We start from the raw sequence: 22,113 nt of genomic DNA on the forward strand, positions 1-22,113 counted from the left end.
GACGCTCGTTTTTGACGAGTAGAAACCTTCCTGATAAGTTGCAGAACTATACGCATCAATCAACATATTATGAAAATTTTAGTTTCGCTTTTTACATTTCTTGCAGTATTGTTTTACTGTAACAGCAGCTATGCGCACGCACTTTGGATAGAATCAGCGCCCTATGGTGCAGTTAACCAATCCCATGAGATCAAGGTCTATTATGGTGAATATGTAACCAATGAAAGAGATCCCATTGAAAAATGGTATTCGGACGTGAAGGATTTTACCCTGTTGTTGCATGCACCCGGAAAGGCGCCTGTGCAGGTACAACTGACCAATAAAGGAGATCATTTTAGCGGTTCATTCCAACCGGCTGAACAGGGAACCTACTTTTTATCTGTCGTAAAAGCCCCCAAAGACTTGGGTGGGCAGACGAAATATGAGTTTTCGTCATTAGTACCCGTCATCGTTGGCAAATCAGGCAAATTGGACTATAGCACGATAAAAAATCCGCTTCAGGTTGAGCTACAGAATTCAGCCAATGCAAAAAAAGGTGCCAGTCTGCAGGCGAAGATTACCAGTGAAGGAAAAGTCGTTCCCAATGCCAAAGTATCTGTTTTTTCATCCACAGGTTGGGGAAAAGAATTTGTAGCCGATAGCAATGGTGTGGTTACATTCGATGCACTATGGTCAGGAGCCTATGTACTTGAAGCAAGTACTTTTGTTGAAAAAGCAGGCGAGCACGGCGGGAAGCCTTACGCTTCGTCCTGGCAGGGAAGCACAACATTTTTTGAAGTAAAATAAATCGTTGATACCTACAACTTGGATGGATTCATGCTAAATCCCAAATTTAAATGAATCCATCCTTTATTACATATCTACTATTGAAACACAAATGAACAAAACTTTATCTTTTTTGGCGGTTCCGATGATCAGTTCAATTTTTTCGATGGCTCAGGCCCAGAGCAAATTGAAGATTGAGGGGATCCTTGTAAATGAAAAATCCGAACCTATTTCTGGCGCAACAATCAAATTATCAAATACAGGTGTGACCACGAGTACCGACAGTGAGGGACGCTTTATCTTCGATAGACTTTCTGCCAAAACTTACCGCATGGAAATCAAAGCTTTCGGCTACGGTAAACACTCCATGGAAGTAACCGTAAAAGAGGAGGAAACACACCTGGGGCCCATCATTATGAAAGGCCAATCCGAGTCTATTGATGAAGTTGCAGTATACGGAAAGTACTATGAACATTATAAGTTTGACAGTATATCCGGATCATTGCGTCTCAAAACACCGATTTTGGAACTGCCACAAAATATTCAGGTCATCTCTTCGGATCTGATGGCCGACCAACAGGTCTTTGATATTGTTGATGGTATTACTCGTAATATCAGTGGTGCTACACGTCAGGGACATTGGGACAATCAATATGCCAATATCCGCATGCGTGGATCCAAGATTCCAGCCTTCCGTAATGGTATGAATATCGAAGCTTCATGGGGGCCTACAGCCGAAGATGCAAGCATGATCGAACGGATCGAATTTGTGAAGGGACCTGCCGGATTTATGCTTTCAAACGGTGAACCAGGAGGATTTTATAATGTCGTTACCAAAAAGCCAACCGGAAACACGAAAGGTTCTGTGACACTCAATACTGGTAGTTTTAGTACCTATCGCGCAGCAGTTGACTTGGACGGTAAATTAAGGAAAGATGGTAAGTTACTTTACCGTCTTAATGTCGCTGGTCAACAGAAAGATTTTTATACAAAATATAATTATAGTGATCGTGTTGTGATTGCTCCTGTCTTGACGTATAAGATGGATTCATTGACTTCACTGACGTTTGAATATACCTATCAAGGTTCGACGTACCTGTCGAACGGTAATTATGCATTTTCGCCAAAAGGATTTGCCGATCCGGGTATTTCGAATGATTTCTTTGCTGGAGATCCTTCATTCGCGCCAAACAAAATAAAAGATCACAGTGCATATCTATATTTTGATCGAAAACTAAATTCCAAATGGAATTTCCATGGACAGCTGGCCTATTTTAATTTTAATATGGTCGCCACCAGTTCATGGGTGAGTGCGATGCGTGCCAATGGTGATATGTCTCGAACCTATAATATGGCTGATGAAGCTGGCGAAAATAAATTTGCACAATTCTCGTTTACAGGAGAAGAATATACCGGCAACGTGCGTCATCGTATATTGGCCGGTGCTGACTTTGGTACTAAAAAATTCTGGGGTGATTTTGGGGTATTAGCACAAGATACATTGGTCACAAAACCACTGAATGTATATAATCCTGTTTATGGGATCGCAGCAGCGGCAATTCCTAATCCCGACAGGTCCAAAAGTGTTAAGGTAAGAGCTGGAGGTCAAAATTATGTCAACTCCGTATCGTATTCGTCTTTGTATGTACATGATGAAATGGCATTTTTGGAAGAAAAACTACGTTTGTCTTTAGGCTTACGTTACACGATAGCCGAAACCATTGGGAAAACCGCTACAGCAGATCGGACGGATAAAGCGCTTACACCACGTGTCGGATTGAGTTATTCAATAGACAAATCAACGAGTGTTTACGGATTATTTGATCAGTCTTTTGTTCCACAGGCAGGTACTGATTGGGAAGGAAATGCGTTTAAACCTGTTAGAGGAAATGATTTGGAAGCCGGTATCAAAAAGGAATGGGCTGGCGGAAAGTGGATCTCTACTTTAAGTGCTTATCGGATTAAAAGACAAAACGCTTTAACAGATGATATTGATCATCCAATAGCGGGGACTAATAATTACTTTAAAATCGCTCTCGGTGAAACAACAAGCAAAGGAATAGAGTTTGATATCACTGGTGAAGTGCTCCCAGGATTGAGTGCAAACGCAAACTATGCATTGACTGATTCCAAAGTATCGAAAGATGGAAAACAGGAAAATATAGGCAATATTACACCGAATACAGCCAAACACACAGCCAATGCCTGGTTAACTTACCGTTTGCAACAGGGACCATTGAGAGGCTTGGGATTAACAGGTAGCGTTCAGGGGATGTTCGACCGTGCTATTGGAACAACAAAGGAAAGTAACTTTAAGAATTATATAAGAACCGATGGCGGTATTAGTTTTCAAAATGGAAAATACAGTATTTCCTTGATGGTTAATAACTTGTTAGATAACAGAAAGCTATTAACTTCCGGCTCTATTACTAAAACGAGTGAGGCATTGAAGAAGCAGGGTATAGTAGATTATTATACCTATATCGTTGAGGCAAGACGCAATTTCCGTTTAGGTATAACATACAAATTTTAACTAAGCGATTCTATATAAATCATTTATCCGATGTATAGCACACTTTTAGTAATCGTACTTATTGGAGCTTATCTCTTTTACAACAGCAGTAAAAAAGTGAAGTTTCAGCATAGACCGGATTGGGTGAAAAAGCTTTGCGCACAGACTCAGTCTGTGCGTATCTTGAGTATCGGGTTGCTCCTTTTACCATTTGTGGTAATCCTTTATGTACAGGGATTTGGCGCTGGATTCTTTGCTTTTTTTGCCTATGTCATGTGCATGATGAGCCTAGTGGTCTTATTGAATCCGTATCGTTATTTAACAGCCTACCATGTCCTCGGACTGTATGCTGCCAGTCTTTGTGTCGAATTTTTGATATCATAATTGATTCTTTATGCCAGCAAATAAAAAATACCTGAGTTCGCCCTTTCAACGGTTTCTGAAAATAACGGCCGGATTTATCGGCGGGTATATTGTTATGCTTTCTTTCCATGTATTGCTGACAGCCATTTTTGAGAAAAAGGATGTTGTTATGACTGCCGGAATCACGGGTTATCTCCTTTGGGCAGTATTGATGCTCCTTGCCTTTCTTTCCAAAAGCGGATGGAAAATATGGGGAATTTATCTACTCTTGGCTTCGGTTTTTTCGTTGCCTTATTTGTTAAAGATGTAATCAGTCATGAACAACAGAAATTATAACATCTATTTTAATACCCATACCATCAGTGGTATTATCATCTGTGTACTGCTGTATGTGATATTTTTTGCAGGTTCATTTGCGTTTTTTAGAAATGAGATCGCAGCCTGGCAAAATAATGTGTCGTACAAAACATATCAGGAAAACCATCAAAGCTTTGACAAGCTTCTGGATTCGCTAAAAGGGGAAACCAACCTCCATGGACGTGATATCAACTTCTATATGCACCGGGAGGGGACTTCTGCCTATATTGGTTACACGGCGTCAAACGATACAGTCCTAAACAAGGAAAATTTGTCGAAGATAACACCTGAACAGAAAGCGGAAAAGAAGAAAGGCCGGAGACGTAGAGGGGGCGATGACGATTCGAAGAATTTCATGTATAATTTTGCTAATAAAACAGCAGGTGACTATACGCAGAATTATGATATGGGCGAGTTTTTATTCCGCCTGCACTTTTTGGCGCAGCTCAATCAAGTGCCTATCAGTGTGGGCATCGCGCCTTTTGGATATCTCGTTGCCGGTATTACAGCTTTTATCTTCTTGTTTGCATTGATAACAGGTTTGTTGTTGCACTGGGATAAGCTAGTTTCGAACTTTTTTGTTTTTAGACCATTTAGTAAGTGGAAGACCGTGTGGACGGATATGCACACTGCCCTAGGAGTGATTGGGTTTCCTTTCCAGTTTATTTTTGCCGTTACAGGAACATTTCTGATTGTCAACGCTGTTTTGGTTCTCCCTTTCAGCAAATTACTTTACAATGGAGAACAGCAAAAAATGTATCAGGATATCGGCGTAACTGCTCATGATAATTATCCGTATAGCTATAAACCCTCTCCGGCGGATGTGAAAATTGCGCCTTTCTTAGATCTAGCAAAGAAAAAATGGCCAGAAAGCGAGTTTAAACGTATTGTCGTAAAAAACTATGCGGATTCGAATATGCATGTTATCATGGAACTCGAACCACATTTTAACAGCAGCTTTGCAGGATCCGGTATATTGACGGTGAAGGTTACAGATAATAAAATTGTTGAAGAGAAATCACCGTTAACGGATACAAGCTATGGAGACTATGTCAGAAGTATTATCTACCGCCTGCATTATGGTGATTATGGTGGATACCCACTCAAAATGATTTACTTTATCCTGGGCGTAATGGGATGTCTGGTTATTATTTCGGGAATTCTGATCTGGCTCGTGGCACGGGATAAAAACAATGTTATTCCAAGAAAACGTAAATTCAACTTTTGGGCGGCTAACATCTTTACGGCGATTTGTCTGACGATGCTCCCGGTTACGGCAATTACATTTATTGCGATCAAGATCAGTCCCAAAGTGGACCAGGATTTTATCTATCGGCTCTATTTTTATGCTTGGTTAGTTCTTTCGCTATATTATATAGTTCGTCGAAGTATAAGAAGAACAAATCGCGAAACACTTTTGGTCGGAAGTATTCTCGCATTTATTGTTCCACTCGCCAATGGGTTGGTAACGCACAACTGGCTTTGGAAAACATTTGTTGATGGTCAACGTGATTTATTTATTGTTGATTTTCTTTGGTTGATGATTGGTATCATCGGACTACTGGCCTTTTATAAGACAAAAAAATTCTTTCAGAAAATTCAGTAATTAGAATCCGTTAGGCTCATCCGATGGGTCGGCGGAATGCACATTTCGTAAGATAAAATATATGCCTAAAGGCTGCTTGAACAAAGCAGCCTTTAGGCATATAAGGTACGGTTGAAGCACTTGTAAAGTACTTTTCGCTTTGTACAATCTGCGAGGAAATGCAGTACTGGGCAGGTAAGGCGCTTGCGCTGGTTTGCTGTCTCTTGTTCGATAGCTATTCGGACCTTGTTCGGTGATCCTTCGGGATTCCATTGCTATTGCTTCGGGACAGCGTTGGGATTGGTCTGACTGTTCTTCGACTCTTGTTTGCCTTGTTGCCGATGAATTATCGAAGCAGCCCCGACCAAATGTCGAAGCAATCCCGAAGCTGCCCCGAAGTTGGTGCGAAGCAGGTGCGGAACGTACCCGAGTGTTGTTGGCGTTTGAACGGACTTTAGGGGACTTTAAGGGAGTTGAAGGGGCTTTATTGCGCTAAGTTATATTGGTCTTATGTGTTGTTAAAGGAGCTGTTGTTTAATTCATACGATTATTGTAGTTTTAAAGTATACCAATTTAACTTAGTAGTATGAAGAAATCTTCCGGCACGGGTAAAAAAGAACGAAAGCGAGGGGATGCTTATGATCTGAGTGAAAACAGCAAGTTAACGGGGCGCGATTTTACGTACAACAGTAATCTGGCGAGTCGTTTGTATCAGATTTTAAAACCTATGCTACGAGCCGCCTGTGAACGTACGACCTACCTCAGGTTACAGAATGCACTTTATGCGGCTGTACGCAACGACCGTGAGCACGAACTCGGAAGCTTACGGCTTGGATATGGGGCAGTACTCCCCTTGAAGGGTTTCCGGTACTCCAAACGGGTCAGCTGGAGCAACTTCTTTATGAATCACCCAGTTGCACATTTTGATGAAGCTCAGCAACGAATTCGGGTTCAGCTCCCTTTGGCAGGTCTCCGTAAATTTGATTTAATTCATGAAAGGCTTGCTAAAATAGACATAAAAATATATTGTGTGGTGATTCAACTAGATGATCGCCATACTATATTTTACCATGTTAGCAAAACCTTGGAGCTAAGAAAAGAAGATCACAAAGTGGACCGTGGCATTACTTTCACATTGGAGGACAGTAAAGATGCCGTTATTTTATGTCTGGGCATAGTAAGGTGCTGGCTGACGAGCCCTGATGGGTGTGACGAATTTATGTCCAATAATAGTACCCTGATGACCGGTGAAGTTTTCGATGCATTCCTGATCCGTGAGGGTAAGGAAACCATATTTCCTGACGAAAAATCCGATAAATTGCCGCCGCCTATTTTACCGGGCGATGATGATGAGGTAGACTGGGATTAATAGCTTAGATAACGGCTTTAAAGAAACGTCCCAATCGCATCAGGTCATGTGCTGTTTTATCATTCCAGTCAACAGCATAGTTCAGCCGGATACAGTTTTTAAACTGATCATGCTGGGTAAACATTCGGCCGGGGGCAAAGCTCAATTTCTGTTTCAGCGCATAATCATAGAGTACCGTTGAATCAATTTTTGGATCCATTTCCAGCCAGAGAACAAAGCCACCTTCGGGTTGCGACATCTTTGTATTGTCAGGAAAATGGGTCTCGATACTGTTTCTGAAGTTGATATAATTGCTATACAGCTTCTTTCTAAAGGTATTGAGGTGATGGTCATACCTTCCGATCTGCAGAAATTTGGCCACCGCTTCCTGATAGATCGCGGGCTGCGAGATGGTCTGGACCAGTCGTTGTTTGAGAATCCTGTCTTTGTACTGTCCGGGTTCGACCCATCCGATCCGGAAACTTGGCGCCAATACCTTGGTAACAGATCCACACCACATGACCAAGCCTTCCTCATCAAAGTATTTACAGGGCTTAGGTCTGGAGGTTCCAAAATAAACATTCCCATAAAGGTCATCTTCGATCAAGGGGATATGATGAAAAGCCAGGAGTTTGACAAGTTCTTTTTTATGTTCATCCGGCATCAGCGCCCCCAGGGGGTTGCTGAAATTGGAAACAAAACAGCATACATCGATTTTATGGATCACTTTTTTCAGGGCGTCCAGTTCAATGCCCGTAATGGGGTGGGTCGGTATCTCAATGGTCTTTAGCCCCAGTACCTGAAAAGCTTGTATAAAGCCAAAATAGAGGGGGCTTTCCACAGCAATGGTATCTCCGGGTTTGGTGACTGCGCGTAGGCAGCTATAAATCGCATTCATGGCACCCGAAGTGATAATCAGGTCTTCGTCGCTTATTTTTCCTTCCAGTACGAGCGACCATTTGGCAATCTCTTTACGCAAAGTCGGACTACCCTGCACTTGACCGTACTGATCGCCATAATCGTGTAGTTCATGCACCGTTTCCAGGATACATTTATTGAGTTTCTGAATGGGAAGCAAGGAGGGGCTGGGCAATCCAAGAGAGAATCGTGTAATTTCCTTATCCTCCAGGGAGTGGAATACCTTGTCGATCAATGCGGCAGGATCCTGCTTATTCTCATCAATTTTAAACGTTGAGATAGAAGGGATGGACATCCGGCGCTGTCCGGCCAGGCTGACAAAAAATCCAGATTTAGGGCGGGATTCGATCAGAGACCGGCTCTCGAGCTCCATATACGCACTCTTTGCAGTATTTAAGCTCACATTATAAAGTTTCTGCGCACTACGGACGGAGGGGAGACGGTCGCCGTAGGCCAGAGAGCCGTTTTTGATCTGGTTCTCTACGATGTTCGCAATTTTCTTATATAATTGTTGCTGCTCCATGCTTATGCTAATTTACTGTTTCCATTTGGATTTACCCAATCGTGGAAATGACGGATTCCCCTTTTTAACGATTCTTCACTACCAAACATTGTCAATAGCTGTTGTTCAAAATAAGTCTGCGCCCTGTGCTTAAATACGTTTGACAGCTCTTCTGGAACGTCGGTACCGTAGCAAATTTCAACAGTAAGATTATTGTCTTCGGAGACGGTAGCCAGGGAAAAGGCAGCTATTGACTCATTTTGAGCTAGCAGTAGAAAAGGCATGTGCAACAGGCTTTTGTTTTTCACAGTATGCTGTACCTTTTTTAGTAAGGATAGATCAGAGAGGTCGACCTCTCTGATGGAATACGGTTGAAGTGTTGTAGTCGACATGGCAATAAATCTTTTTGCTAATTTAGGAAGGGTACAGGCTGTATTTAAGGTACAGAATCATATAGAAATTAGGGTACAGATGAAAAAGTAAAAAATATGACCGGGAGTAGGTGGTTTTTAATTTCCATTTAAGATCTTTACAAGAGTTAATAATATGTCTCAAGACCAGTAAATTATGACAACCTATGCATAACTTGTTTCCGCTATTTATTGCCATGATCACGGCCATCGTATTGCTTGAGATGCTGGCTACGAAACTTCGGGTAGCCTATCCCATTCTATTGGTTTTGGCGGGTCTGATCGTTAGCTTTATTCCAACCTTGCCCGTTGTGAGGATCGATCCAGATGTTATTTTTCTGATTTTCCTCCCGCCTTTGTTGTGTGAGGCTGCTTGGTCGATTTCGTACAAGGAGATGAAAAAATGGTGGCGTATTATTGGAAGTTTTGCCTTTTTGGTGGTTTTCTTTACGGCACTTTCCGTTGCGGTGGTTGCCAATCATTATATTCCGGGTTTCACGCTCGCGATGGGTTTTCTGCTGGGCGGAATTGTTTCTCCTCCGGATGCTGTCAGTACCGGGGCCATTATGAAGTTTGTGAAAGTTCCAAAATCTACTTCTGCGATCCTTGAGGGAGAGAGTCTGCTGAATGATGCTTCTTCCTTAATTATTGTCCGTTTTGCCCTGATTGCTGTGGGTATGGGACAGTTTGTATGGCAGGAGGCTGCAGTGTCGTTTATCTGGATGCTGGTCGGTGGAGTAGGTATCGGTGTTCTGTTGGGCTGGTTTTTTATTCAGGCGCATAAACGTTTACCCACAGATGCGCCATCGGATATAGCGCTTACCTTGATCGAGCCCTATTTTATGTATTGGATTGCCGAGCAGTTTCACAGTTCGGGGGTATTGGCGGTCGTTGCGGGAAGTCTCCTGATGTCCAATCAGCGACTTAAATTTCTGAACAGTACCAGTCGTGTGCGGGGGCTGAGCGTATGGGAGAGTTTTGTGTTTATTTTGAATGGCATTGTGTTTTTTATTATCGGTCTGGATTTGCCCGAAATTGTGGCGGGTTTGCGTGCGAACGGAACTTCCCTACGGGAGGCGATCAGTTATGGTCTGTTGGTGACAGCAGTCCTTATCCTTGCCCGCGTGATCAGCGCCTATGCTGCGATGATTGCGACACTTATCTTTCGTCCAAGTGTGGCACCTAGGGCGCGGTCTCCGAGACAGCGTTTCTTTATGCCACTTCTATTGGGCTGGACAGGGATGCGGGGAGTAGTTTCCCTGGCAGCGGCGCTTTCCATTCCTTTGGTCATGAATGGTACCGTGATTCCACAGCGGCATCTGATTCTATTTATCACCTTTGTCGTCATTCTCTCTACCCTTTTGGTTCAGGGACTCACATTACCCTATTTGATCAAGCGAACGAAGCTTTTTGATGCCGTGCTTGCTGAGACGCCCGAAGAGGTTGCCAAACAGCAGATGAAGCAAGGTTTAAAACAACATGTTTATCAGTTCCTCAGAGATAAATATGAGAAAGAAGAACATAATCGGGAGGCAATGGAAAGGATTTTGAAACATTGGGAGGAAAAGGTCAATGCTGCGGATGATTCGTGGATGAACGAACGTACGAAAGTGATTTTCATTGAGCTTTTGGATGTACAGCGCGAATACCTTGAAAAATTGAATAGTGAATCGACGATCGATGAGGATATTGTCCGCGCGCAGCTCTATCAGATTGACCTGGAGGAAGAGCGCTTGCGCATGATATAATGCCATGTATCCCATTGATCGGGATAAATAATAATAGTTGTAGCCCTCGGGGCTTGGTACATAAGCTGAATTGCGATGAAAGTTATAATAACAGGGACCACAGGGATGGTCGGAGAAGGTGTTTTATTGGAATGTCTTCAAAATGATAAGGTAGAGGCGGTATTGAGTATATCACGTCGTACTGCTGACATACAACATCCAAAGTTAAAAGAACTTTTGGTTAAAGATTTCATGGATCTTTCCGAGTTTGAAGCGGAGATTAGCGGCTATGATGCCTGTTTTTATTGCGCAGGTGTCAGTTCAGTTGGCATGAAAGAAGATAAGTACCGCTATATTACCTATGATACGACATTGGCATTTGCAAAATCGCTGTTGAAGATCAATCCCGAAATCAGCTTTATCTATGTGTCGGGAGCGAGTACAGATAGTACAGAACAGGGACGGATGATGTGGGCAAGGGTGAAGGGCAAGACGGAAAATGATCTTGCGAAATTGCCGTTTAAGAAGGAATACAATTTCCGGCCGGGGGGTATGACGACCGTCGCGGGACAGAAGCATGCCAATCCATTTTCATTTGTTGCCAAGATTATAAAGTTCTTTGCCCCTTCAGTGGTGTTGTCCCTAAATGAAGTGGGGCGGGCGATGATTCATGCCGTGGAGCGGGACGATGTAAAAAATATATTGGAAATCAAGGATATCAGGGCATTGGCTTAGTGCATGGATGGGCATAAGGTCTTTCGGCCATTATTTCCATCTCCAGTCCAGCTCCTCCTGATAGGCGATATGAAGGCGTTGGCTGAGCTCTGTCAGGAAAGCTTTAAATTCGGCGGTATCTTTGATCTGCTGTTTTGGAAAAAACAGTTGATCGGCCATTTTCAGTTTGATAAAAAAAGCGAAGGCCGTTTCGGTCATATATTCAAACTGATCGTATTGATATTTGGACTCCATTTGTGTGCTTTTGATCTGGAGATAATTATCTTCAAAAGTGATGGTATGAGGGATGCCGATCCGATTTTGAAATTCGGGGCTTTTGACATATTTGCTAAAATAGCGTTTATAGTATATTCCGAGATATTTGGGAAAGAATAAAAAGGCGACCACGCTGACTACGATGATCAAGATTGCCAATAGGGGCTCATAATAGAAAAACGGGATGGCCAGTATTAGCATCAGTAAAATGAATAGGATACGTGATCTTTTGCGTGCTTTAATTATTTGGGGTGATTTGGACATGCTGAACAGCAATGCATTCAGTTGATCGTGTTCGGAAAGGGTTAGTTGAAGTTCTTTCATAACCTAAATGTATTAAATTGGTAAGATAATCGGAATATTTCCGACTATCTGCAAATAATTTGACATGTTTGTTTGCACCAGCGAAGAGCCGATAATATAAGGTTGGACTGGTCGCGGGTGAGCTTACAGGGCTCGACAAAACTAGGGAAGAATCATGCTATTCACCAAAAGTAATGCTTTTTGGTGAGTTCGTTCACTAAAAAGCATTACTTTTGGTGAATGGGTTGGTAATATTTTGATACAGCAATTGATTAAAAGTAGCTTGACGTACAATAGGTATTTATTTCTTATTCTATTTTCTCGACCAGAATAACGCTCGAGATTTTCTCAAAGTAATCTTCCATCTCTTTGTTACATCTTTCGATAAACAGCTTTGTAAGTTCCTGTAATCTGATAATAGCGGATGGATCCCCTTTGTAGTTGGCGTTATATCTAAATTCCTGTTGGGCCTTGATAATTTCTTTGAAGAATTTAATATGGTCAATATTATTGAGACAAAAGGTCGCGTGTGCTTCCGGAACAATTAATCGACAGAGGTTCATTAAGAAGGGGAGCCCGACGGTCTGGGGTTTGTATTGAAGAATTGTATTGATAACGCCGAGACAGGTTTGTTCTAAAACTTGTGATAGTGAATGATATCCTGCCTCAACGCTAAAAGTCCAATTATCCTCAAAAGCATAGTAGATGCAACGGGCATTATTATAGCGATTGTGCCATTGCTTGCGTGCATACTCCAAGTCAAGTTGAGGGGCAACGATGCTATCAGGGTTGATATTTTCAATTACTGCATTTCGAAACCAGATATCCCCTACCTTCATAATGGAAAGAAAGAAGGGATGGCCTTTGGAAAGTTTTTTGATAAAGTGCGGTGTCTCTTCAGTGACCAAGGTGAGCGACACATTTTGCGGCAGGAGGTCCATGGTCTTTTGTTGTAGGTTGGCGAGGTCTGTATTTAGGCTATCATATGCAATAAAGAGGTAGTAAACATGCGTTATCTGGTCTTCTTTATTGTTTTGGAGTAAACTATTGTACTTGTGGTGATCTGAATGATAACCGAAACAGGCAACTAACGAAGGAGTACAGTATAACTCCAGAGTATTTAAAATAAGGTCTCGATAACTGCTGTTGTATTGATTTTTATTGTAAATAGCAACGTTATTTTTGAATTTTTCAATTTCCCCGTGTTCGATCTGTTTTGGAGTAAGTTGTTCCCTGATTTCTTCGAATAAAAGATTGGAATAATCGTAGATCCAGTTTAACGCGTTTATAGCAATTTGATAAGCTGTTTCTAATAAGCTTTCGTCGATCGTATAATCTTGATTGTAGCGATAACCAATATAAGCGTCGTCAATCTTTTCGAGTGCTTTTTTTTCATCTTCGCTGTCAATTAGTTTGGCCAATTTAGAATCAAAAGTTTTGAGATACCCTATTGTGCCTCTAAGCGAATGTGATTTCCTGTCATCGTTTAAGAGAAGCTTTTCTGCGGTTCTTAGAGATAGTTCGATGGCCTGATGAAGCATAAAGGCTGCGTGTGCATGGTTCTTACTATCCAGATAGAAAAAGTGGCCATCTATAAACGATCTGATTTTACTTTTCTCTTGGTCGATATATGATCTGGTTTTTTCGATAATCTCAGCTGGAGTATATTGAGGTAATAGGAGTGGAATTTCCTGCGCCGGATTTTGATAAATGCGATTTTCTGATTGATAAATAAGATAGGTACGGACCAATCCTTGGTCGAGTTTTTTTTGTACCTCATGGGTGAAATGTATTTTGACGTATAGGTCTGGGTGATTCTTGATGATTTTGTTAATCGCACCAAGAGGATCTATGCATCGAATTGCTGTATTTGACAGTCGGTTAATCTGCAGCATTTGATATTTCTTACCATCGCAGGTATAAGTCCATTGGTAGATTTCATCAACGGCAATAGCGCGAAGAATGGCTTCGATGATTGGAGTAAGTTCGGTGTTCATAATTGATCGGTTTGGTATTGTAGTTATTTGTCTGTTATTTCTCCATTTAGATTTATGGCTCTTAAAGCAATTGGGAGATCGGAGAGTGTCTCTTGAAATGGAATAATATACTCTTATTTTTTCTATGTCGTTTCTAGCTCGCTATTTTCGTTTTTAGGAATTTCTGGCGTCTCCAAGCTTTGGTTTTCATCTATTTCACTGCTATTTTCCTGTGCTTCTTTTTCGGCATATTTTTTATCAATACTGTCCTCTATGAGCTGCCGGAATTTATTTTTCTTTTCAGTGGACTGATGCGGCTCTTTATTTACAGCTTTTACATAGGAAGGGACGGTAAGAGAGAGCCCTTCATTCTCATAGATATAACTTAGAGCGAATGCGAGTCGAATAAGCATTTCTCGTATCACGATGATTTGATCTCCAAAATATTCGTAGTTGCCTGAATCTGGCACGGTAAGATAGTGCATGATATCATCCATCGTTTCATACCATTTTTGTAGCGATTGATAGGAGAAAAACTTGCTGATCGTGTCCGCAGGAGCTAATTTTCCGTTGACAGTATGCTCCATGCGAAATAGGTAGTTGTGGTAATCTTCTTTTGTGGAAAAGAAATTTAAAGGTGCATCCTGTATCGGAAGTTGGCATTGGTGAAAAATCACATAAGCTACTTCAATTTGTTTGATCATCTGTTTGCAATGATATCCGTTTTCAGCGAAATTGCGATCTGCCATTTCGGGAACAGTTGCAGCGTTGACAAAAAGCTGAATATGATTCATCCAGTAAATAATATTTGTTTCATAGCGGTAGAAATCCCTAATGTAGATCATCGGATTTTTTACCACATCCTTGCTTAAATAGCGAAAATGTTTCGCTTTTAGTTTCTTTTGCGTATTTTTCATGCTAGGAATGTTTTTTGGTTAAGTACTGTGTTTATAATTATCAATGACAAAGCTAATTTAAACACTAATTTTCGATAAAACAAATTATATGTTGATAATTATTGATTATGAGTTCTTTTTTAACGAGAATTAAGGTTATTGCTGATAGAGAGGGATTAAGTGTAACAGCGTTTGAATCGGCTATTGGAGCCAGTAGAGGCGTATTTACACGTGCCTTGGCGAATAATACAGATGTTCAGGCTAAATGGCTGATTAGTATCGTCGAAAAATATCCTGAATATTCGTCGGAGTGGTTATTGAAGGGGGAAGGGGAAATGCTTAAGCCTGTTTTAGCTAAGGAGGACGAAGAGACGTATTTAACACCAGATTTGGAAAGAATCACAAATGGTGAGATTAATGCATTAAAGCAATTAATTTCGTCACAAAATATCACTATTAAATCTCAGGAAAAGACAATTATATCTTTGGAGCGATTATTATTGTCGTTGGAACGCGAGATTGAATCGCTGCGGAACAAATAGATTCTAACCGGACTTTTGTTTCTTTTCGAAGTTGGAAGGTTGATTCTTATTTCCATGGGAATAAGTTATTCAATTGCTTGGAATCAATAGAAACCACCAAGCATCGTCTTTTGCGGAGATAAACTCCTACACAAACGAGCAAGTTGGTTTATGGGTTGGGTTAGATAATAGCGTCTTAAAGTAGAATAATTGTGAACGTAAAAGAACGTGTATTGCTGATCGCTGAAAGAAAGGGCATCAGTAAAACTGAATTTTTTAAAGAAGTGGGGCTTTCCTATGCCAATTTTAAGGGAAGTCAGAAAAATACAGCGCTGAGTTCGGATGCAATGATTGCAATATTGACCCGCCATCCGGATATTAGTCCTGCCTGGCTATTGTTGGGAGAAGGTAAAATGATGCGTAGCGCGGGAACCGTTAGTCCCGAACCGCAGATTGCTGCTACAAGTTCCGAAAGTTCGTCAGTTTCCAAACAATTGGTCGCCGCACTGGAGCAGACGATCAAAGCACAGGAAAAGACCATTTCCGCTTTGGAGGGGCAGGTGGTACTGCTGAATCGGAAGTAAACCCAATTCCCCTGTAGGCAAATCTTGCTTGTTTTTTTCTATCGTTATCTTTAGAAGCTTTTTCTAAGGGGAGGCATTAAACTATTTTTCCATAGTACAGCCGCTTGATGCTTGCAATTGGAGCAGATCTGCTCTTCATTTGCGAAATAGCTGATTACAGCGATTTCCTTGGCCCTTTTTTTGCCTATTTTTGTATAGAGAAAGTACATTAGCCCGTTGGCCTTATATGCTGAGATGTTCATACCATAAGATAGGACGCTCCATTTTAATGCCTTTGGTCAATGCTCATCTGCATTGCTATTTAAAGAAATGAAGCTATATGTTTAGAAAAGTATTACTCCTGTGCTGTATCCTATACAGTTGTTTTTTGAACCGAAACATGGCGCAGTCGACGGGTGAAAGATCTGTGTATACATCCAAGTGGGGCTACCTCTACCGTGAAGCGGAAAATAAAAAGGACCGTCTGGGGGTATTTGCCACCGAGGCGGCTGTTTACCTAATCGATTCGACTCAAACCCAATATAAAGTACAGGTCAATAACGGTGATATCGGCTTTATCGACCGGCAGCCGCTGAAGAAATTCATGGACGGAAAAAAATCAGCAGATGAACCTGCGCAGTATTTTTATCGGGGTACCGAGGGTTATCAGTGCCCGCATTATTATGTACGTGTCGCCGAACTGCGTGTCCGTAAAGCACCGACCACAACAAGCCTTGCTGTTCGTCGCGCATCGCTCAATGAGCTGTTATGCATTGATTATGTTCCTTTATATACCGACGGTTGGGTGTATATCGGCGATCATTTTCATGAAAATCCTGAATATGTGCAATTGAAGTTCTTAGGCTCGGAACTGACCTACGATAAAGTGCTGAAAGATTATTTGGCGGTAAAGGGCAAGGATCAGGAAGAAGAACTGGTGCAGGTGGGAAGATTGCGCGAGCTGGCCTGGAGGAGGGAGGAAAACCTGAAACAAGCCCTGTCCTATTGGAAGGAATCTTATGCCGCTTATGGGATCGAAAATTCGAAAGTCGATATTGATTTTGAATTGTTATTGGCGAGTAAATTGGATAAGAAGCCAGATTTTGAAGCGTATGAAAGGAAAATGAAGACGCTGAACTTGCATTTTATCTGGAAAGGGATATCCCTCGTCGACGGGGAAATCAAGGATGCGCAGATGAACCAGTTGAAGATGCAACGTGTAGCGGATATACCGGATATGTCTGAATGTGGCTGGGAACCGCGTTATTTTTATAAAACCCCGAACATGATCGTGGCTTTTGAGGAGAACTACAAAAAGAAGATCGTCGGTACAGTCTATAAACTATATTTTACGGACGGTGAGATCTTAGCACTAGGGGATCAACGTATGGATGCCAACTACGATGAAAGGGATTTTATCAATCATTTTGGTGATATGATTTCTACGAATATGGTCGAAGAGCCTCATGTGTACCGTTTTCAAAATGGCGATGCAGGCCAACTGATCATCACGTTTAAAGATGGTAAACTGTTTCGTTATGACTGCATGTATTATTGTTAGCCAACCAGAACAAAATACTCAATAAAGCGATGTGCCTTAGAAGGATTTTCTGTTCTTAGGCGCATTGTAAATAAATAAGGACCTGTGTTGAGCAGGTCCTTGTTCGTTTCTATTATTTCTATTGCTAGATTACTTCCATTTCAAAAAGTCTGGCAATGTGTCCACGCAGTTTTTCCTTCACTTCTTCCATATCAACTTCTTGGCCAAGTTCACGTTTCAGTGAGGTGACGTCCTTGTCGTCGATACCACAGGGAATGATATTGCTAAAATAGTCAAGATCTGTATTGACGTTAAAGGCAAATCCATGCATGGTGACCCAGCGTGAGGCGCGCACGCCCATCGCACAGATCTTGCGGGCTGTGGGCTTATCCGGTTCAATCCAGACTCCGGTAAATCCGGGGTATCTGCCAGCCGGAACGCCATAATCGGCGCAGGTCAGGATGATCGCTTCTTCCAATGTCCTTAAATAAAGGTGGATATCGGTAAAGAAATTGTCGAGATCCAGAATCGGATATCCTACAATCTGGCCCGGTCCATGGTAGGTGATATCACCGCCACGGTTGATCTTATAAAATTTTGCTTCTTTTTCTTCAAGACCTTTCTCATCCAGGAGCAGGTATTCTTCGTGCCCGCTTTTTCCTAAGGTATAGACATGGGGGTGGGCTGTAAAAATCAGGTAATTTGGAGTCTCTATCGCTGTCGCATTCACCCGATTGTCGTGTTTGACGTCTAATACGCCCTTAAAGATAGACTCTTGTCTGTCCCAGGCTTCTTGATAGTCTACAAGTCCCCAGTCTTGGAACTGCACCACTTTATTCATTGCTTATTTTAATTTAAGAAGCGGATCGTCAGAAACGATCCGCTGTCATGTTTGTCAAATTAATACAACAGGTTGTTGTAGGGATAACGTTCATTATGCATCTTCACAATAATATCGTAAAGTTTTTGTTTGAACTCTTCAATATTAGTCTTGTTTGTTGCAGAAAGGAAGATCGCCGGATCGGAGTTTTTCGCCATCCAAGAATTGCGGAAATCATCCAATGTAATCTCGACCTCTTCACCATCATGTCCTTCTTCAACGGCTGGTTTGTACAGGTCAATCTTGTTGAATACCGTAATAACGGGCTTATCTAAAGCTTTCAGATCTTTCAATGTTTCATTTACTGCCTGAATATGGTCCTCAAAGTTGGGGTGTGAGATATCCACTACATGGATCAGCACATCTGCTTCTCTGACTTCGTCCAGTGTAGATTTGAAACACTCCACCAAGTGATGCGGTAATTTGCGGATAAAACCGACCGTATCAGACAGCAGGAACGGTAGGTTGTCGATAACGACTTTACGTACTGTCGTGTCCAATGTTGCGAAGAGTTTGTTTTCGATCAACACATCGGATTTAGAGATCATGTTCATGATCGTTGATTTGCCGACATTCGTATAGCCCACCAGAGCTACGCGGATCATTTCGCCACGGTTTTTGCGCTGGGTTTCATTTTGCTTGTCGATCGCCTTCAATCTCTCCTTGAACAGGGAAATTTTATCGAGGATAATCCGTCTATCCGTTTCGATCTGCGACTCACCGGGACCACGCATACCGATACCCCCACGTTGGCGTTCCAAGTGGGTCCAAAGTCGGGTCAGTCGTGGTAATAGGTATTGTAATTGCGCCAATTCTACCTGAGTTTTTGCCTGTGCAGTTTTTGCATGTCGGGCGAAGATATCCAGGATCAGATTGGAACGGTCCAAGATTTTGCGTTTGAGCTCTTTTTCGATATTACGCAATTGGGATGGGGATAGCTCATCGTCAAAGACAACAATGTCGATCTCTTCCGCTTCAACATAAGCTTTGATCTCTTCAAGTTTTCCGCTACCGACAAATGTTGCTCTATCGGGAAAAGCTAATTTCTGTGTAAACATTCCTTTGGTCTCACCGCCGGCAGTCTGCACAAGAAATTCGAGTTCCTCCAGGTATTCCTTCGCTTTTGCTTCCGTTACGCCCTGAGTGATCACACTCACCAAGACGGCTGTTTCGGGTTTTATTGCTGTATCGTGTATTTTAATTCTGGCCATTTTGTACTATTAAGTATATTGTAGCGTATGGAGCGCGTCCGGCTATTCATTCATAGCGACCGTCTGTCTCTTATCATACTTCCACTTTTAATTGTTGTTTTGAAAAGGTGAATTTAAGAAAATCCAATAAGTTTTTTGTGATTTTTGCTTACCAGGGCAACTCAAATAAGTAAGCGGTCAGTCGCCATCTTTTGCCTAGTAAAAGAAGGGGATATTTTCTATATCATGTTCATAATGATACAAAAATAAATAATTTTGATTTTATATACAAATGAATTGAGCGCTGTTCGCCTATAAGTTATTTATGACGGTTTGTTTACTTTATTGATCATCGGGTCTCAGGGGAATGGAACTCTAAAAGGTTGTATGTTGCTTGGACGATGGTAGAGAATACCTTTGGTAGGTTCCTTGGATCTATTGCGGGCTGGACCGCGTCAAATAGCTTATTGGATATTGATCTGAGTGGGTAATGGCATTGTCAGATGGATTGTGCCGAACAGTTATCGTTCTAATTTTGAATTTGAGCGGGTCAATGCTGCCCCGATGGTGATCAGGATATTTTGTCCCAGGCAATACCATCTGATTTCCGCGCCAAAAAGCTTCGGAGCAGGTAGTTTTTTTCGCTTTGAAGCATGGGGTCTTCTTTGAATATGGCGATCACGGTATTTCTGCAATCGGTCAATAAGGCCTGATCCGTGGCTAGGTTGGCCATCTTGAGGTCAAGTACGCCCGATTGCTGTGTGCCGGAGATATCACCCGGGCCACGCAATTCTAAGTCAACTTCGGCGATTTCAAAACCGTCATTGGTGCGCACCATGGTATCCAGCCGGAGACGGCCTTCTTTGCTGAGCTTATTGCCCGACATCAGGATACAAAAGGATTGTTCGGCCCCACGCCCCACACGTCCCCGTAATTGATGGAGTTGGGAGAGGCCAAACCGTTCGGAGTTTTCGATGACCATGACCGATGCATTGGGTACATTGACGCCAACTTCAATTACGGTTGTTGCCACCATTATCTGTGTTTCATGCTTCACAAAACGCTGCATCTCAAAATCCTTATCTTTCACGGGCATCTTGCCATGGACAATGCTGATCTTATATTGCGGAAGGGGAAATTCGCGCTGTAAATTCTCCAGCCCTGCTTCTAAATAAATCAAGTCCAGTTTTTCACTTTCTTTGATCAGTGGATAGACGAGATACACCTGTCTCCCTTTGGCGATTTCCTCACGCATAAAGCCAAACATGCGTAGGCGGGAGCTTTCAAAGAAGTGCACCGTCTTAATAGGCTTACGTCCTGCCGGGAGTTCGTCGATCACCGAGATATCAAGGTCGCCATACATGGTCATGGCCAGTGTCCGTGGAATGGGGGTGGCTGTCATGACGAGCATATGTGGTGGAATAACATTTTTACGCCAGAGTTTGGCCCGTTGCTCTACACCAAAACGGTGCTGTTCGTCAATAACGACGAAGCCAAGGTTTTTGAATTGTACTTTGTCTTCAATCAGTGCATGGGTACCGATCAGGATGTCGAGCGAGCCATCTTCGAGCGCTTGATGGATCAGCCGACGTTCTTTGGTACCGGTTGATCCCGTGAGCAGCTTGATGCTGACGAGATCATCGCCGACAAGCTGTTTGAGTCCGTGGTAATGCTGTGTGGCCAAGATCTCGGTCGGTGCCATCATACAGGCCTGAAAGCCGTTGTCGACCGCGAGCAGCATGCTCATCAGGGCAACGACCGTTTTGCCGGAACCCACGTCGCCCTGCACGAGACGGTTCATCTGCGCGCCGGTATTGGTATCGATACGGATTTCTTTAATAACACGTTTCTGCGCCCCCGTCAACGGGAATGGAAGCCGCTCATTGAAAAAAGTGTTGAACTTTTCGCCTACTTTATTGAAGCGCTGTCCCCTGAATTTCTGCGTGTTCAGTTGTTTGTTGTTGAGCAGTTTGAGCTGGATGAAAAACAGTTCTTCAAATTTGATCCTTTTGATCGCCTGATTCAATTCCTTCTGGTTGCTCGGGAAGTGAATGGAGGCTAAAGCCTGCTGGCGGGAAATTAACTGATGTTTTGCTAGTATTTCCTGGGGAATCGTTTCATCGATGCTCCGAAATACGGTCTCCAAAGCCGTCTGTTGCAAGCGTTGGATGCCCTTGGTGTCCAGATTGAATTTTTTGAGTTTCTCGGTGGAGGAATAGACGGGTTGTAAGCTCATGTTGCCCGCCTGCTTGACCTGTGGATTGTACAGGTCCATTTCGGGATGGGTAATGGACAGCTGTCCATTAAATTCGCTGGGCTTGCCATAAATGATATAGGCCGAACCTACTTTCAATGACTTTTGGAGCCAAGGAATGGACTGGAACCAGACGAGTTCCATCGAGCCGGTTTCATCCTTGAATGAGCCGACAAGGCGCTTGGTCCTTTTTTCGCCCACGAGCTGTAAGGAAACCAGCCGCCCCAAGACCTGTGCTGCCATCATATCGGGGTGCAGCTTCCGTATCTTGTGGAATTCTGTACGGTCGATATAGCGGAAGGGGTATTGGGTCAACAGATCACCAATGGTAAATACCTGTAACTCTTTTTTGAGCACATCTGCCTTTTGGGGACCTACACCTTTGAGGTATTCTATTGGGGTAATTAAACTTAATTCAGCCATTCTTCTCGAATGGCTAAAATACGAAAAATTTAATTTTTTAGGATTTATATACTTCTACAAATGGCCTACCATTCCAGCATTGAACTGATT

20 protein-coding genes are annotated in these 22,113 nt (G+C 42.5%); 12 read left to right on the forward strand and 8 right to left on the reverse strand.

Annotation, left to right across the window (positions count from 1 at the left end; genetic code table 11):
* Positions 1-69 precede the first annotated feature (69 nt).
* The 7 genes from DCO56_RS15675 (at position 70) to DCO56_RS15700 (ending at position 6,951) form a co-directional block, all read left to right on the forward strand.
* A complete protein-coding gene (locus DCO56_RS15675) occupies positions 70-786 on the forward strand; it encodes a DUF4198 domain-containing protein (protein ID WP_108634715.1) in 717 nt (238 codons plus the stop codon).
* Positions 787-877: 91 nt separating this feature from the next.
* Entirely contained in the window at positions 878-3,298 is a 2,421-nt protein-coding gene (locus DCO56_RS15680) for a TonB-dependent siderophore receptor (RefSeq protein ID WP_108634716.1), read from the forward strand.
* Between the two features lie 30 nt (positions 3,299-3,328).
* Positions 3,329-3,661: a hypothetical protein gene (locus tag DCO56_RS15685; protein ID WP_108634717.1), complete on the forward strand. Its 333-nt coding sequence runs from the start codon at positions 3,329-3,331 to the stop codon at positions 3,659-3,661.
* Between the two features lie 10 nt (positions 3,662-3,671).
* Positions 3,672-3,950, forward strand: a complete 279-nt coding sequence (locus DCO56_RS15690) for a hypothetical protein (protein ID WP_108634718.1) — start codon at positions 3,672-3,674, stop codon at positions 3,948-3,950.
* Between the two features lie 6 nt (positions 3,951-3,956).
* Positions 3,957-5,603 carry a PepSY-associated TM helix domain-containing protein gene (locus DCO56_RS15695; protein WP_108634719.1) on the forward strand — a complete coding sequence of 549 codons (1,647 nt, stop codon included), beginning with the start codon at positions 3,957-3,959 and terminating at the stop codon, positions 5,601-5,603.
* Between the two features lie 232 nt (positions 5,604-5,835).
* Positions 5,836-6,078 carry a hypothetical protein gene (locus DCO56_RS29085; RefSeq protein ID WP_146191074.1) on the forward strand — a complete coding sequence of 81 codons (243 nt, stop codon included), beginning with the start codon at positions 5,836-5,838 and terminating at the stop codon, positions 6,076-6,078.
* A 90-nt stretch (positions 6,079-6,168) separates the two neighbouring features.
* On the forward strand, positions 6,169-6,951 hold the full coding sequence (locus tag DCO56_RS15700; RefSeq protein ID WP_108634720.1) for a hypothetical protein: 783 nt from the start codon (positions 6,169-6,171) through the stop codon (positions 6,949-6,951).
* A gap of 4 nt (positions 6,952-6,955) precedes the next feature.
* On the opposite strand, the gene DCO56_RS15705 is transcribed toward DCO56_RS15700, so the two are convergent.
* Complete coding sequence (locus DCO56_RS15705; RefSeq protein ID WP_108634721.1) at positions 6,956-8,371, reverse strand: aminotransferase-like domain-containing protein; 1,416 nt, start codon at positions 8,369-8,371, stop codon at positions 6,956-6,958.
* Between the two features lie 2 nt (positions 8,372-8,373).
* A complete protein-coding gene (locus tag DCO56_RS15710) occupies positions 8,374-8,742 on the reverse strand; it encodes a hypothetical protein (protein ID WP_108634722.1) in 369 nt (122 codons plus the stop codon).
* Positions 8,743-8,927: 185 nt separating this feature from the next.
* Here DCO56_RS15710 and DCO56_RS15715 point away from each other — a divergent pair, with 185 nt between their 5' ends.
* Complete coding sequence (locus DCO56_RS15715) at positions 8,928-10,508, forward strand: Na+/H+ antiporter (protein ID WP_108634723.1); 1,581 nt, start codon at positions 8,928-8,930, stop codon at positions 10,506-10,508.
* Between the two features lie 75 nt (positions 10,509-10,583).
* A complete protein-coding gene (locus tag DCO56_RS15720) occupies positions 10,584-11,222 on the forward strand; it encodes an NAD-dependent epimerase/dehydratase family protein (RefSeq protein ID WP_181390571.1) in 639 nt (212 codons plus the stop codon).
* Positions 11,223-11,252: 30 nt separating this feature from the next.
* Here the strand turns inward: DCO56_RS15720 and DCO56_RS15725 are convergent, their stop codons facing one another.
* The 3 genes from DCO56_RS15725 to DCO56_RS15735 all read right to left on the reverse strand — a co-directional run bounded on the left by DCO56_RS15725 (position 11,253) and on the right by DCO56_RS15735 (position 14,673).
* Positions 11,253-11,801: a YcxB family protein gene (locus DCO56_RS15725; protein WP_108634725.1), complete on the reverse strand. Its 549-nt coding sequence runs from the start codon at positions 11,799-11,801 to the stop codon at positions 11,253-11,255.
* Positions 11,802-12,088: 287 nt separating this feature from the next.
* Positions 12,089-13,777 carry a HEPN domain-containing protein gene (locus tag DCO56_RS15730; protein ID WP_108634726.1) on the reverse strand — a complete coding sequence of 563 codons (1,689 nt, stop codon included), beginning with the start codon at positions 13,775-13,777 and terminating at the stop codon, positions 12,089-12,091.
* A gap of 122 nt (positions 13,778-13,899) precedes the next feature.
* Positions 13,900-14,673, reverse strand: coding sequence for a hypothetical protein (locus DCO56_RS15735; protein ID WP_108634727.1), 774 nt, complete (start codon positions 14,671-14,673; stop codon positions 13,900-13,902).
* Between the two features lie 107 nt (positions 14,674-14,780).
* Here DCO56_RS15735 and DCO56_RS15740 point away from each other — a divergent pair, with 107 nt between their 5' ends.
* The 3 genes from DCO56_RS15740 to DCO56_RS15755 all read left to right on the forward strand — a co-directional run bounded on the left by DCO56_RS15740 (position 14,781) and on the right by DCO56_RS15755 (position 17,297).
* Entirely contained in the window at positions 14,781-15,194 is a 414-nt protein-coding gene (locus DCO56_RS15740) for a hypothetical protein (protein ID WP_108634728.1), read from the forward strand.
* A gap of 191 nt (positions 15,195-15,385) precedes the next feature.
* Positions 15,386-15,757, forward strand: a complete 372-nt coding sequence (locus DCO56_RS15745; protein WP_108634729.1) for a hypothetical protein — start codon at positions 15,386-15,388, stop codon at positions 15,755-15,757.
* A gap of 319 nt (positions 15,758-16,076) precedes the next feature.
* Positions 16,077-17,297, forward strand: coding sequence for a hypothetical protein (locus DCO56_RS15755; RefSeq protein WP_146191075.1), 1,221 nt, complete (start codon positions 16,077-16,079; stop codon positions 17,295-17,297).
* 124 nt (positions 17,298-17,421) lie between these two features.
* On the opposite strand, the gene lipB is transcribed toward DCO56_RS15755, so the two are convergent.
* The 3 genes from lipB to recG form a co-directional block, all read right to left on the reverse strand.
* A complete protein-coding gene (gene lipB, locus DCO56_RS15760; RefSeq protein ID WP_108634732.1) occupies positions 17,422-18,117 on the reverse strand; it encodes a lipoyl(octanoyl) transferase LipB in 696 nt (231 codons plus the stop codon).
* A gap of 59 nt (positions 18,118-18,176) precedes the next feature.
* Positions 18,177-19,367 carry a GTPase HflX gene (hflX, locus tag DCO56_RS15765; RefSeq protein ID WP_108634733.1) on the reverse strand — a complete coding sequence of 397 codons (1,191 nt, stop codon included), beginning with the start codon at positions 19,365-19,367 and terminating at the stop codon, positions 18,177-18,179.
* A gap of 550 nt (positions 19,368-19,917) precedes the next feature.
* Positions 19,918-22,023, reverse strand: coding sequence for an ATP-dependent DNA helicase RecG (recG, locus tag DCO56_RS15770; RefSeq protein ID WP_108634734.1), 2,106 nt, complete (start codon positions 22,021-22,023; stop codon positions 19,918-19,920).
* Positions 22,024-22,113: the final 90 nt, after the last annotated feature.

Source organism: Sphingobacterium athyrii, from assembly GCF_003071065.1.
GTDB classification, from domain to species: Bacteria; Bacteroidota; Bacteroidia; order Sphingobacteriales; family Sphingobacteriaceae; genus Sphingobacterium; species Sphingobacterium athyrii.